This window comes from Streptomyces sp. NPDC058195 (assembly GCF_042883525.1).
GTDB lineage: Bacteria > Actinomycetota > Actinomycetes > Streptomycetales > Streptomycetaceae > Streptomyces.
This window is the reverse complement of record NZ_JBHVVM010000008.1, coordinates 245,125-258,129: the sequence shown is the minus strand read 5'-3', so window position 1 is coordinate 258,129 and position 13,005 is coordinate 245,125. Positions and strand designations below refer to the sequence as shown.

The 13,005-nt window shown below is 73.1% G+C and carries 11 protein-coding genes and 1 pseudogene; 6 read left to right on the top strand and 6 right to left on the bottom strand.

What is annotated here, in order from left to right:
* The first annotated feature begins 59 nt into the window (after positions 1 to 59).
* Positions 60 to 1,193 (top strand): FAD-dependent monooxygenase, encoded by a 1,134-nt coding sequence (locus ACFVWY_RS13480; protein ID WP_389870859.1) that lies wholly within the window; start codon positions 60 to 62, stop codon positions 1,191 to 1,193.
* Positions 1,194 to 1,328: 135 nt separating this feature from the next.
* On the opposite strand, the gene ACFVWY_RS13475 is transcribed toward ACFVWY_RS13480, so the two are convergent.
* A complete protein-coding gene (locus ACFVWY_RS13475) occupies positions 1,329 to 1,730 on the bottom strand; it encodes a RidA family protein (RefSeq protein ID WP_389870856.1) in 402 nt (133 codons plus the stop codon).
* Positions 1,727 to 2,914: an acyl-CoA dehydrogenase family protein gene (locus tag ACFVWY_RS13470; RefSeq protein ID WP_389870853.1), complete on the bottom strand. Its 1,188-nt coding sequence runs from the start codon at positions 2,912 to 2,914 to the stop codon at positions 1,727 to 1,729. Before ACFVWY_RS13470 ends, ACFVWY_RS13475 begins: the two co-directional genes overlap by 4 nt.
* 193 nt (positions 2,915 to 3,107) lie before the next feature.
* Here ACFVWY_RS13470 and ACFVWY_RS13465 point away from each other — a divergent pair, with 193 nt between their 5' ends.
* From ACFVWY_RS13465 to ACFVWY_RS13450, 4 genes and pseudogenes are all read left to right on the top strand, one after another.
* Entirely contained in the window at positions 3,108 to 4,709 is a 1,602-nt protein-coding gene (locus ACFVWY_RS13465) for an AMP-binding protein (protein WP_389870850.1), read from the top strand.
* Positions 4,710 to 4,783: 74 nt separating this feature from the next.
* Positions 4,784 to 4,951, top strand: a pseudogene (locus ACFVWY_RS13460) (DUF397 domain-containing protein); the annotation flags it as partial.
* Positions 4,952 to 5,237: 286 nt separating this feature from the next.
* The gene (locus ACFVWY_RS13455) at positions 5,238 to 6,059 is read left to right on the top strand and encodes a GNAT family N-acetyltransferase (RefSeq protein ID WP_389870848.1); all 822 of its coding nucleotides are present in this window, start codon (positions 5,238 to 5,240) and stop codon (positions 6,057 to 6,059) included.
* Positions 6,056 to 6,490, top strand: coding sequence for a hypothetical protein (locus ACFVWY_RS13450; protein WP_389870846.1), 435 nt, complete (start codon positions 6,056 to 6,058; stop codon positions 6,488 to 6,490). The genes ACFVWY_RS13455 and ACFVWY_RS13450 overlap by 4 nt, the downstream gene beginning before the upstream one ends.
* On the opposite strand, the gene ACFVWY_RS13445 is transcribed toward ACFVWY_RS13450, so the two are convergent.
* Positions 6,477 to 8,765, bottom strand: a complete 2,289-nt coding sequence (locus ACFVWY_RS13445) for a bifunctional salicylyl-CoA 5-hydroxylase/oxidoreductase (RefSeq protein WP_389870843.1) — start codon at positions 8,763 to 8,765, stop codon at positions 6,477 to 6,479. The two genes, ACFVWY_RS13450 and ACFVWY_RS13445, sit on opposite strands and share 14 nt — an antisense overlap.
* A gap of 2 nt (positions 8,766 to 8,767) precedes the next feature.
* Positions 8,768 to 9,595: an enoyl-CoA hydratase family protein gene (locus ACFVWY_RS13440; RefSeq protein WP_389870841.1), complete on the bottom strand. Its 828-nt coding sequence runs from the start codon at positions 9,593 to 9,595 to the stop codon at positions 8,768 to 8,770.
* 250 nt (positions 9,596 to 9,845) lie between these two features.
* On the opposite strand from ACFVWY_RS13440, the gene ACFVWY_RS13435 reads away from it, so the two are divergent.
* Complete coding sequence (locus tag ACFVWY_RS13435) at positions 9,846 to 10,286, top strand: ATP-binding protein (protein ID WP_389870839.1); 441 nt, start codon at positions 9,846 to 9,848, stop codon at positions 10,284 to 10,286.
* A 55-nt stretch (positions 10,287 to 10,341) separates the two neighbouring features.
* On the opposite strand, the gene ACFVWY_RS13430 is transcribed toward ACFVWY_RS13435, so the two are convergent.
* Together ACFVWY_RS13430 and argF are read right to left on the bottom strand one after the other, a co-directional pair.
* Positions 10,342 to 11,763, bottom strand: a complete 1,422-nt coding sequence (locus ACFVWY_RS13430; RefSeq protein WP_389870836.1) for an amino acid permease — start codon at positions 11,761 to 11,763, stop codon at positions 10,342 to 10,344.
* 152 nt (positions 11,764 to 11,915) lie between these two features.
* Positions 11,916 to 12,926, bottom strand: a complete 1,011-nt coding sequence (argF, locus tag ACFVWY_RS13425; protein WP_389870833.1) for an ornithine carbamoyltransferase — start codon at positions 12,924 to 12,926, stop codon at positions 11,916 to 11,918.
* Positions 12,927 to 13,005 lie beyond the last annotated feature (79 nt).

Here is a 13,005-nt window from a genome sequence, read left to right as displayed (position 1 = left end):
CGTGCCTCCCCGGCCCTTCTCGCTCCTTCCCGCTCCTTCTCGCTCTGGAGACACCTGAGATGGCAACACCCCTGCGCGTCCTGATTCACGGTGGCGGCATCGGCGGGCTGACCCTCGCCACCGCACTGGCCCGGCGCGGTCACACCGTCGAGGTCGCCGAGCTCCGCGACGAGGTGGACGCGCTCGGCGTCGGCATCATCCAGCCGTCCAACGCCCTTCACGTGATGCGGGAGATCGGGGTCCTCGACGACTGCCTGGCCGCGGGATTCGAGTGGGAGGTGCTGACCATCGCCGACCCGGCGGGCGGCACCCTCGCCGAGATACCCCAGCCCCGGATGGCCGACGCCCCCTCCAACAACGGCATCCCGCGCCCCGCCCTGGCCCGGGTGCTGAACTCCGCGGCCACCGCCGCGGGCGCGAAGATCCGGTTCGGCACCACGATCAGCGAACTGGCCGACGACGGCACCGGCGTGGACGTCACCCTGTCCGACGGCTCCTCGGGCCGCTGGGACCTGGTGGCCGGCTTCGACGGCATCGGCTCCCCGCTGCGCACCCGGCTCTACGGGGACCGCTACACCCCCGAGTACACCGGCTTCGCCAACTGGCGGGTGACGGTGCCCCGCCAGCCGCAGGTGCGCGGTGTGGTGATGGGCACCGCGGGCAAGGACGCCAAGGCGCTCCTCACCCCGATCACCGAGGAACTGATGTACCTGGGCGCGGTGTTCGCCGAGGCCGAGGACTTCCGGCCGGACCCGGAGCGGGCGCACGAGCAGCTCGCGGAGCGGCTGCCGATGTTCTCCGGTCCGGTCGCCGAGGCGCTGGCCACCGTCACCGACCCGGCCGCGGTGGTGTACTCGCGGATCTCCCAGGTGACGGTCGAGGAGCCGTGGCACGTCGGACGGGTCGTCCTCGCCGGTGACGCCGCGCACGCCTCCACCCCGCACCTCGCGCAGGGCGCGGCGATGGCCGTGGAGGACGCGCTGGTGCTGGCCGAGTCGCTGGACGCCGAGGACGGCGTGGCCGCGGCGCTCGAAGCGTGGGAGGCGCGCCGCCGCCCCCGGGCCATGTGGGTGCAGGCCCTCTCGCGCGCGGTGCTGAAGCAGGAGACCGGCACCGCGACGACGCCCGAGGAGGACGAGCTGCTGAAGGTCGGCATCCCCGGCGCCGCCCATGTACTGGTCCAGCCGTACTGAACCGTTCAAGGGCCTGATCAAGAGACTGGTCAAGGGCCTGGTCAAGAGACTGCTCAAAGGTCCGGCCGAGGGCCCGCGCGGTCGTCGGTGAGCCCGTGCGGGCCCGGGAGAACTCCTGGGCCCGCACGGTGCGTTCTACGGCAGGACAGCCACCCCGTCGATCTCCACCAGGGCCCGCTCGTCCCAGAGACGGGTCACCCCGACGACCGCCATCGCCGGGTAGTCGCGGCCGGCCAGCCGCCGCCAGACACGGCCCAGTTCCGCCACGCGTCCCCGGTAGTCGGCCACGTCGGTGGCGAACACCGTGACCCGGGCGAGGTCGGTCGGGGCGCCGCCCGCCGCGCGGAGCGCGGTCAGCAGGTTGGCGAGCGCCGTGGCGAACTGCGCGGTGAGGTCGTCGCCCACGATCCTGCCGTTCTGGTCCAGGGCGGTCTGCCCGGCCAGGAAGACCAGCTGGCTCCCCGTGACCGTGACGGCGTGCGAGAACCCCGTGGGCGGGGACAGGTCGACGGGGTTGATCCGGTGTACCGGACTCATGCGGAAGCCTCCCGGCTCGCGTACAGCTCTTTGGCGATGATGGTGCGCTGGACCTCGCTGGCGCCTTCGTAGATCCGTGGGGCGCGGACCTCCCGGTAGAGGTGTTCCAGGAGGTGGCCGCGGCGCAGGGCACGGGCGCCGTGCAGTTGGACGGCGGTGTCGACGACGTACTGGGCGGTCTCGGTGGCGTACAGCTTGGCCATGGCGGCCCGCCCCGGCACCCCGGGCTCCCCCGCGTCGTACGCGGCGGCGGCCGCGTACACCAGGAGCCGGGCCGCCTCGGTCCGGGTGGCCATCTCGGCGACCTGGTGGGAGACGGCCTGGAGGTCCTTCAGCACGCCGCCGAACGCGGTGCGCGCGGCGGTGTGCTCCACCGCGGCGTCGAGCGCGGCGCGGGCCATGCCCACGGCGAACGCGCCGACGCTGGGGCGGAAGAGGTTGAGGGTGTCCATCGCGACGTGGAATCCCCGGTCCGGTACGCCGAGCACATCGGCGGCGGAGACCGGGACGCCGTCGAACTCCAGCGCACCGATGGGGTGCGGCGAGAGCATGTCGAGGGCGGTGCCGGTCAGCCCCGGGCGGTCGGCGGGGACCAGGAACGCGGTGATGCCGCGGGAACCGGTGCCGGGGGCGGTGCGCGCGAAGACGGTGTAGAAATCGGCCTCCGGCGCGTTGGAGATCCAGTACTTCTCGCCGGTCAGCCGCCAGCCCCCGCCGTCGGGTTCGGCGCCGGGTCCGGCGCCGTGCCCGGCCGCGGAGCCCACCGCCGCGCCAGCCGCGGGCGCGGCCTTCAGCGCGAGGGCCGCCGCGTCCGACCCCGCGCCGGGCTCACTGAGCGCGAAGGCGGCGACGGCTCGGCCGGCCCGCACCTCGGGCAGCCAGCGGGCGCGCTGGGCGGGCGTGCCGGAACGGACCAGGGGGTGGGTGCCGAGCCCCTGGAGGGCCAGCGCCGTCTCGGCCTCCGTGCAGCCGCGGGCCAGGGACTCGCGCAGCAGGCAGAGGTCGAGGGCGCCGGAATCGAGCATCCGGCCGAGGAGACCCGCCTCGCCGAGCGCGGCGAGCAGCGGGCGGTTGACATGTCCGGGGTCACCCTTCTCGGCGAGTGGGCGCAGGTGCCTCTCGGCGAGGCTTCGCAGCTCCTCGCACCAGGCGGTCTGCGCCGGTTCGAGTGAGAATGCCGTCATACCCGCGCTCCTCTTGTTCTGTTATGTCGTTTTCTCGTACCCGTTCTTCGCATCCGCGCTCCGGCCTGTCGTCCAGTCCACTCCGTGCTCGTCTGCCCAGTCGTACGATTTCCAGTCCACTCGCCTTATCGCGGACCGTTGACTACCGTCACCCAAACGATACGCTCCAGAGGCGACAAGGGGGCGATCCGTCATGGACCCGAAGACCTCAGCGCACCTCGACCCGTTCGCCAGGGAGCACCTGCCACCCCGAGACCAGTGGCCGGAGCTCCTCTTCGACCTTCCCGCCCTGCGCTACCCGGACCGCCTCAACTGCGCGGCGGAGCTGCTGGACCGCACGGCGGAGCGGTTCGGTCCGGACCGCCCCGCCTTCCGCACCGATGACGGCGCGGTCTGGAGCTACGGGGAACTGCGCGAGCGGGTGGACCGGATCGCCCACGTCCTCACCGCCGACCTGGGCGTCGTACCCGGCAACCGCGTCCTGCTGCGCGGCCCCACCGGCCCCCGGCTGGCCGCCTGCTGGCTCGCGGTGCTGAAGGCCGGTGCGATCGCCGTCACCGTGCTGGACCGGCAGCGGCCCGGCGAGCTGTCCGCCATCTGCTCGCTGGCCAGGGTCAGCCACGCGCTGTGCGACGCCCGTTCGGCCGAAGACCTGCTGAAGGCGAACGTGCCGGGGCTGCGCACCACGGTGTACGGGGGCGACGCACCGGACGACCTGCTGCGGCTGGCCGCGGCCCGGCCGGGCCCGTACCGGGCGGTGGACACCGCGGCCGACGACGTCGCGCTGATCGCCTTCACCTCGGGCACCACCGGACGCCCGAAGGGCTGCATGCACTTCCACCGGGACGTCCTCGCCATCGCCGACACCTTCTCGGCCCAGGTGCTGCGTCCCACCCCCGACGACGTGTTCGCGGGCAGTCCGCCGCTGGGCTTCACCTTCGGACTGGGCGGACTGGTGGTCTTCCCGCTGCGGGCCGGTGCCAGCGCGCTGCTGCTCGAACAGTCCGGCCCGGCCAGGCTCCTGCCCGCACTCGCCGCCCACCGGGTCTCCGTGCTCTTCACCGCGCCGACCGCCTACCGGGTGATGCTCGACCGGCTCGGCGACTACGATCTGAGCACGCTGCGCCGCTGCGTCTCGGCCGGGGAGAACCTCCCGGCGGCCACCTGGCGGGCGTGGTACGAGCGGACGGGGCTGCGCATCATCAACGGCATCGGCGCCACCGAGCTGCTGCACATCTTCATCTCGGCGGCCGACGACGCGATCCGCCCCGGCACCACCGGACTCCCGGTGCCCGGCTGGCAGGCCCGGGTGCAGGACCGGGAGGGCCGCCCGGTGCCGGACGGGGAGCCGGGACTGCTCGCCGTACGCGGCCCGGTCGGCTGCCGCTACCTCGCCGACCCGCGCCAGCGGGACTACGTCGCGCACGGCTGGAACCTCACCGGGGACACCTACACGCGCGACGCGGACGGCTACTTCCGCTACGTGGCCCGCGCCGACGACATGATCATCTCCTCCGGGTACAACATCGCGGGCCCCGAGGTCGAGGACGCCCTGCTGCACCATCCGGCGGTGGCCGAGGCGGCGGTGGTGGGCCGGGCGGACGAGCTGCGCGGCCAGATCGTGGCGGCGTACGTGGTGGTGCGCGAGGGTGCGGCGGTGACCGCCGACGAGCTGCGCACGTACCTGAAGGAGGAGCTCGCCCCGCACAAGTGCCCGCGCGTGGTGGAGTTCCTGGAAGCGCTCCCCCGTACCGCCACCGGCAAGCTCCAGCGCTTCCGGCTGCGGGAGGGCTGACCCGGTCCGCCAACTGAGGGAAGGGGAAAGCGGATACGAAGTCCCGTCGGCCACAGCCCGGCACGTGGCGGAAGCGTTCGTACCGCCTCAACGAGAACGCCTCCTGCGTGGAGGCCGCCGAGTTCCCGGACCGGACCGGGGTCCGGGACGCGAAGGACCGGCAGGGACCGGAGCCGGCGCTCCCCTCCTCGTCGTGGTGCGGGTTCATCGCAGCCCTCCGTGCGGGAGGACTCGGCGGCTGACACGCCGGATGCCCGGCCCGCCGGAATGCGGCTCGGGCCGGTTCCCGCGCCGCGCTGCCCGGCTCGCTGCCCGGCTCGCTGCCTGGTGCCGAACTGCCGCGGCCGGACGCCTGGCCCAGGATCGCGCTTGTACGTCGGCGCCCCGGCCTGGCGGTCGGTCTCGCGGCCCGCGGCAGCGTGGTCGGCGCCGGCTTCTCCAGCCGCTGTGGACCCGGGGCCGGGCGGTCGGCCAGGACACCCGGTACGCGTACGCGCCCCGCCTGCCCCGCGCGCGGCAGGATGAGGCATGACCTGGACCTTCACCGATGACGTCGATGTCTTCCTCGACGCGGCCGGTGCCTCGCTGGCCGCCCGGCCCGCCGAGAACACCCTGCTGCTGACCCTCACCGACGCCCTGCGCCGCCACGGCCCGCACGCCTACGGGGCGGGCGTCCCGCTGCTGGGCTGGTGGCGCGGGGCGGACGGCGAGGTGGCCGGGGCGCTGGTGCGGACGCCACCGCATCCGCTGGTACTGGGGACCGTCGCCCCCGAGGCGGTGGGCCCGCTGGCCGCCGCGCTCGCGCCGAACCGGTTCAGCGCGGACCGGGCCACGGCCGAGGCGCTCGCCGCCACCTGGCCCGGCCACCGGGTCGAGGAGGAGCAGCGGCTCTACCGGCTGGGCACGCTGGTCCCGCCCTCCCCCGCCCCGCCCGGCCGGGCCCGGAGGGCCGCGCCCGCCGACCGGGAGCTGCTGGTGCGCTGGCATCACGCCTTCGCCGAGGAGGCGGGTACGCCGATCGTCCGTGCCGAGCGGATGGTCGACGAGCGGACGGCCTCGGGCGGGCTGACGGTCTGGGAGGACGGCGGGGCCCCGGTGTCGATGGCGGGGGTCTCCGCGCGGATCGCGGGCACCGTCCGGGTGGTCGCGGTCTACACCCCGCCGGAGTGCCGGGGCCGGGGGTACGCGGCGGCGGTGACCGCGGAGGTGAGCCGGGGGGCGGTGGCGGCGGGCGCACGGGCGGTGCTGCTCTTCACCGACCTCACGAACCCCACCAGCAACGGGGTGTACCGGCGGATCGGCTTCCGCCCGGTCTCGGACCGGCTGACGGTCTGCGCGGCCGGGCGGTGAGCGGGCCGCCGGAGCCCTTCTGGCTGGTCGCGGCGAATGTCGTGCTGTGGCGGCGGTACGGGCCGCTGGGCCAGGAGCTGCGGCCCGGCACCAAGGCGTACCGGGGCGGCGCGAAGGTCTACGTCGTCAGCACGTACCCGGGGACGGGGAACCAGCAGCTGACCACGGTGGGGCGCGGGCGGCACACCGGCCGCTGGATCACGATCGACACGGCGACCCGTCACTTGTACGGCTTCCGGGCGCGGCTGGTGTACAGCCCGGCCGTGCTGAGGCGGTGCGCCGGTGCAGGGCGCGCGCCCCGGGCGGAGGCGGAGGAGCTGGCGGCGCCGCTGGAGCGGATCGCCGGTGAGGAGCGGCACGCCTGGCACGGGGGCCCGCACCCGGACCCGTGCCTGTGCCACGCCTGCCGGCCGCCGGTCAGTCCAGGGTGAGGCGGGGTTTCGGGGCATCGGTGCGACCGGTCGGCGGGGTGCGGCTGCCCGCGCGGTACGGGGCAGGCCAGGGCGCCCCGGGTCCGGAATAGCCCTGCTCGGCCGCCGCGTGCAGCGTCCAGTGCGGGTCGTAGAGGTGCGGGCGGGCCAGGGCGCAGAGGTCGGCCCGCCCCGCGAGCAGCAGGGAGTTGACGTCGTCCCAGGAGGAGATGGCGCCGACCGCGATGACGGGCACGCACAGGGTGTTGCGTATCCGGTCCGCGTACGGGGTCTGGTAGGAGCGGCCGAACTCAGGCTGTTCGTCGGGCACCACCTGGCCGGTGGAGACGTCGATGGCGTCGGCCCCGTGGGCGACGAAGGCGCGGGAGATCTCCACGGCGTCGTCGGCGGTGGTGCCGCCCGCGGCCCAGTCGGTGGCGGAGATCCGGACGGTCATGGGCCGGTCGTCGGGCCAGGCCGCGCGGACCGCGTCGAAGACTTCGAGGGGGTAGCGGAGTCTGCCCCGGAGCGAGCCGCCGTAGGCGTCGGTGCGGTGGTTGGTGAGCGGCGAGAGGAAGCCGGAGAGCAGATAGCCGTGGGCGCAGTGCAGTTCGAGCAGGTCGAAGCCGCTCTGTCCGGCGCGGCGGGCAGCCGAGACGAACTGCTCGCGCACGGTGTCGAGCCCCGCCCGGTCCAGAGCGTGCGGAACCTGGTTGACCCCGGCCGCGTAGGGAATCGGGGAGGCGGCGACGAGCGGCCAGTTGCCGTGCGGCAGCGGCTGGTCGATGCCCTCCCACATCCGCCGGGTGGAGCCCTTGCGCCCGGAGTGGCCGAGCTGTACGCCGATGGCGGTCCCCGGGGCACCGGCGTGAACGAAGTCGGTGATCCGGCTCCAGGCGGCGGCCTGCTGCGGGGTGTAGAGGCCGGTGCAGCCGGGGGTGATACGGCCCTCGGCGCTGACGCACACCATCTCCGTCATGACGAGTCCGGCGCCGCCGAGCGCGCGGGCGCCCAGGTGGACGAGGTGGAAGTCGCCCGGGACGCCGTCCTCGGCCTCGTACATGTCCATGGCGGAGACGACGACGCGGTTGCGGAGTTCGAGGCCGCGCAGCCGCAGGGGGGTGAACATCGGCGGGACACCCGGGGCGCAGCCGAACTCCTCCTCGACGGCGGCGGTGAAGGAGGGGTCGCGCAGCCGCAGGTTGTCGTGGGTGACGCGGCGGCTGCGGGTGAGGAGGTTGAAGGCGAACTGGCGGGGCGGCTGGTCGACGTAGGTGCCCAGCTCCTCGAACCAGCGCAGGCTGGCGGCGGCGGCCCGCTGGGTGGACGCGACGACCGGTCGGCGCTCGGTCTCGTACGCGGTCAGCGCGCGGGGCAGATCGGGCTGCTCCTCGATGCAGGCGGCCAGGGCGAGGGCGTCCTCGACGGCGAGTTTGGTGCCGGAGCCGATGGAGAAGTGCGCGGTGTGCGCGGCGTCGCCGAGGAGGACGGTGTTGCCGTGGGACCAGTGCGCGTTGACGACGGTGCGGAAGGTGAGCCAGGAGGAGTTGTTGGAGCGCAGTTTCCGGCCGCCGAGTGCCTGCTGGAAGATCTCGGCGCAGCGCAGCGTCGCGTGCTCGGTTGCGCGGCTGTCGAATCCGGCGGCCCGCCAGACCTCCTCGCGCATCTCGACGATGACGGTGGAGGCGTCGGCGGCGAAGGGGTAGGCGTGCAGCTGCATCACCCCGTGCGGGGTCTCGGCGATCTCGAAGCGGAAGGCGTCGAGGGCGAAGTCGGCGGCGAGCCAGATGTAGCGGCAGCGGTGGCCGGTGAGGCGGGGGCCGAAGCTGTCGGCGTGAGCGGTACGGGTACGGCTGTGCACCCCGTCGGCGGCGATCACCAGATCGTGTCCGGCGGCCAGCTCGGCGGCGGGCGGCGCCTCGGTACGGAAGCGGAGCCGTACGCCGAGCGAGGCACAGCGCTCGTGCAGGACGTGCAGGAGCCGGCGCCGCCCGAGCGCGGCGAAGCCGTGGCCGCCAGAGGTGTGGGTGACACCGCGGTGGACGATGTCGATGTCGTCCCACCGGACGAATTCCTCGCTGAGCGCCCGGTAGACGACGGGGTCGGCGTGCTCGATGCCGCCGAGGGTCTCGTCGGAGAGGACGACGCCGAAGCCGAAGGTGTCCTCGGGGGCGTTGCGTTCCCAGACGGTGATCTCACGGTCCGGGTCGAGCCGTTTGAGCAGGGCCGCGGCGTAGAGCCCGCCCGGTCCGCCGCCGATGACCGCGATGCGCCGCACGGAGGGCCGGGTGGCCATCGTCAGCGTCCCCGCCACTTGGGGGGCCGTTTCTCGGTAAAGGCGGCGTGGAATTCGGCGTAGTCCTCGCCGTGCATCAGCAGGGCCTGGGTGGCGGCGTCCAGCTCGACGGCGGCGGCGAGCGGCAGGTCGAGCTCGGCGGTGAGCAGGGCCTTGGTCTGGGCGAGGGCGAGGGCGGGCCCGTCGGCGAGGCGGCGGGCGAGCACGGCGGCGCGCTCGTCGGCCCGGCCTTCGTCGGTCAGCTCGCTGATCAGCCCGATCCGTTCCGCCTCGGCGGCGCGGACGGGTTCGCCGAGCATCAGCAGCCGGGTGGCGTGGCCGAGGCCGACGACCCGGGGCAGCAGATAGGCGGCTCCCATGTCCCCGCCGGAGAGCCCGACCTTGGTGAACAGGAAGGCGAAGCGGGCGGAGGGGTCGGCGACGCGGAAGTCGGCGGCCAGCGCGAGCACCGCCCCCGCCCCGGCGGCCACTCCGTGGACGGCGGCGACGACCGGGAAGGGGGCCTCCCTGACGGCCCGGACGACCTGCCCGGTCATCCGGTTGAAGTCCAGCAGCTGGGCGGTGTCCATGGCGAGGGTGGCACCGATGATCTCGTCGACGTCGCCGCCGGAGCAGAATCCGCGCCCCTCCCCGGCGAGTACCAGGGCGCGCACGGCGCGTTCGCGGGACAGTTCGGCGAGCAGGTCGCGCAGGTCGGCGTAGGCGCCGAAGGTGAGCGCGTTGAGCTTCTCGGGGCGCGCGAGGGTGACGGTGGCGACCCCGTCCTTGATGGTCAGCCGCAGATGGCGCCAGTCGTCCGTGCGCGGTGCCGAGCTGGGAAACGGGCTCATCGAGGGGGCTCCCCTTCAGCCGTCGGGCTGCTGCCTGGACCCGAATTTATCACTCGTACGTGACTCCCGTCATGAGTGCGCGATAGGGCTGCACAGGGAAAAAAGAGTGTCCAACGTCCCTTTCATACCGGTCGGCAGTCCCTTGTCTCTCTCGTTGCAGTTCGTAAGGTTGAAACCGAGAAGTCTCGAACTCCACACAGGTCCCGCGCCCCCGAGGGCCCGCTTCCAGTCCAGGAACGGAAACCATGCCGTGCTCCCCGATGCCCCCGATGTCCCTCCCCCCGCCTCATGGCGGATCACGCTGCCGCACTCGACGGCAGCCGTCCCGATAGCCCGTGCCCTGATCCGCACCGCACTCGCGGACATCGACGCGCCGGCCGACACCGACACGGCCGAGCTCCTCACCGCGGAGCTGGTGGCCAACGCGGTCGAGCACACCCTCAGCGGCGAGCCGATCGAGCTGGTGGTGGAGCTCCTGCCCACCGGCTGCCAGGTCGAGGTGCACGACCGCTCCCCGGCCCCGCCCGGCGGTCTCGACTTCCCCCACCCCGGCGGCGAGCCGGACCCCTGGCAGGAACACGGCCGGGGGCTGCTGCTGATCCGCGCGCTCAGCTCCTCCTGCGGCCACCGCCCGACGGAGCACGGCAAGGCGGTGTGGTTCACGCTCCCGCCCCTCGCGCCCCAGGACTGAGCGGCCCCGGCCCGGACAGCGGAACCGGACGGCGAGGGCCGGACGGCGGCGGGGCTCAGCCGGTCCGGCCGGCGGCGAGCCGGGAGTGGACGCGGCCGTAGCCGGCGTACACCGCCGAGCCGACGAGCAGGAAGACCGCGAACTGCAGCCAGGTCGCCCAGCCCGTCCCGTACATCAGGTAGAGGCAGAAGGCGATGCCCAGAAGCGGGCCCAGCGGGTGGAGCGGCGCCCGGAAGGGGCCGCGCACCTCCGGGTTGCGGCGGCGCAGCACGATCACCGCGAGGTTCACCGCGACCATGGTGGCCAGCGCGCCGATGGTGGTCAGGTTCACCACCATGTCGAGCGAGGAGAAGGCCGCCGGGACCGCGAAGACCACGGCCACGATCCAGGTGTTGGCGACCGGGGTCGCGGTGCGCGGCGAGACCCGTTCGAAGATCCGGGGGACCAGCCCGTCCCGGGACATCGACATCAGGATGCGGGTCTGCCCGTACATCACCGCGAGCACGACGGAGGCGATCGCGACGACCGCGCCGAAGGCGACGATCCCGCCGCCCGCGGTCGAGCCGGTGACCTGGTTGACGACGATCGACAGCGCCGCGGGCCGGTCGGCGACCGCCTGCGGCCCCAGCGCGCCGATGGCACCGAGTGCGACCGCGCAGTAGAGCAGGGTGACCAGTCCGATGCAGATCATGATCGCGACCGGGATGTTCCGCCGGGGGTTGCGGACCTCCTCGCCCGCGGTGGTGATGGCGTCGAAGCCGATGTACGAGAAGAAGGCCAGCGAGGCCCCGGCGGTGACCCCGCCCGCGCCCTCGGCGAAGAACGGCGTGAGGTTGCCGCGCTCGAAGGCGGTGAAGGCGACGGCGCAGAACGCGACCAGGACGGCGATCTTGAGGACGGCCATCGCGGCGGTGGCCCCGGCGCTCTCCCGGACCCCCCGCACCAGCAGGGTGGCGGCCATCATCACCACCAGCACGGCGGGCAGGTTGATCACCCCGCCGTCTCCGGGCCCGGCCGAGAGGGCCTCGGGCAGCCGCACACCGATCAGGCTGTCCAGCAGTTCGTTGACGTACTGGCTCCAGCCGACGGCGACCGCGGAGACCGAGACGCCGTACTCCAGCAGCAGACACCAGCCGACGAGGAACGCGACGCGTTCGCCGAGGGTGGCGTAGGCGAAGGAGTAGGAGCTGCCGGAGACCGGGATGGCGCTGCCCAGTTCGGCGAAGGAGAACGCGGTGAAGACGCAGGTGATCGCCGCGAGCACGAAGGAGAGCACGACCGCGGGGCCCGCTTCGGCGACGCTGTCGGAGAGGCCGACGAAGATCCCGGTCCCGACGACGGCACCGATACCGAAGCACACCAGCTGGAAGAGGCCCATGGTGCGCTTGAGGCCGTGCCCCTCCAGGTCCGCGCCGGACTCGGCGATCAGCTGGTGGGGGCTCTTGACGCGCGGCCCGGACGGGTGCAGCGGACTCACGGGGACGGGCTCTTCTCTGAGGGGCGCGGAAAAGGAAGTGGGGTTCGAGCGTGCGAGCTCGAACCCCACCGGATGGCACCATCATAGCCATCTCTCCGCATATTCACCCAATTGGGTGCATGATCATGCAATTGTCGGCTTCCGGCCGTCCGTCACCGGCCCGGGGACGCCATCGTCGCGACCAGCACGGCCTTGATGGTGTGCATCCGGTTCTCCGCCTCGTCGAAGACGAGCGAGTGGGCTGATTCGAAGACCTCGTCGGTGACCTCCAGCTCCGTCAGTCCGTACTCCGCCTCGATGCCGCGCCCGACCTCGGTCCCGAGGTCGTGGAAGGCCGGGAGGCAGTGCAGGAACTTCACGTCCGCGTTGCCGGTGGCGCGGAGTACGTCCATGGTCACGGCGTACGGCGCCAGCGCGGCAATGCGCTCGGCCCAGACCTCCTTGGGCTCACCCATGGAGACCCAGACGTCGGTGGCGACGAAGTCGGCGCCCCTGACGCCCTCGGCGACGTCCTCGGTGAGGGTGACGACCGCTCCGCCGGCAGCGGCGAGGCGGCGGGCCTCGGCGACGACCGGCTCCGCGGGCCAGTACGCCTTCGGCGCGACGATCCGTATGTCCATACCGAGCAGGGCGCCGGTGATCAGGTAGGAGTTGCCCATGTTGAAGCGGGCGTCGCCGAGGTAGGCGAAGGAGATCCGCTCCAGCGGCTTGTCGCAGTGCTCGGTCATGGTGAGGAGGTCGGCGAGCATCTGGGTCGGATGCCAGTCGTCGGTGAGCCCGTTGAAGACCGGCACGCCGCCGTGGACGGCCAGCTCCTCGACGGCCGCCTGGCTGTCGCCGCGGTACTCGATGCCGTCGAACATCCGGCCGAGGACGCGCGCGGTGTCCTTCACCGACTCCTTGTGCCCCATCTGCGAGCCGGAGGGGTCCAGGTAGGTCGTGGAGGCGCCCTGGTCCGCGGCGGCCACCTCGAAGGCGCAGCGGGTGCGGGTCGAGGTCTTCTCGAAGATGAGCGCGATGTTCTTGCCGCGCAGCCGCTGCGTCTCGGTCCCGGACTTCTTGGCCGCCTTGAGCTCGGCCGCCAGCTCGATCAGGCCGCGGAACTCCTCGGCCGTGAAGTCCAGCTCCTTGAGGAAGTGGCGGCCTGCGAGGTCTATGGCCATGGTGCAGCTCCAGGGTCGGGCGAGGGTCGCGCGTGCAGTGATTCTGGAAGTCTATACGACGCACTGCATCGCTATACGG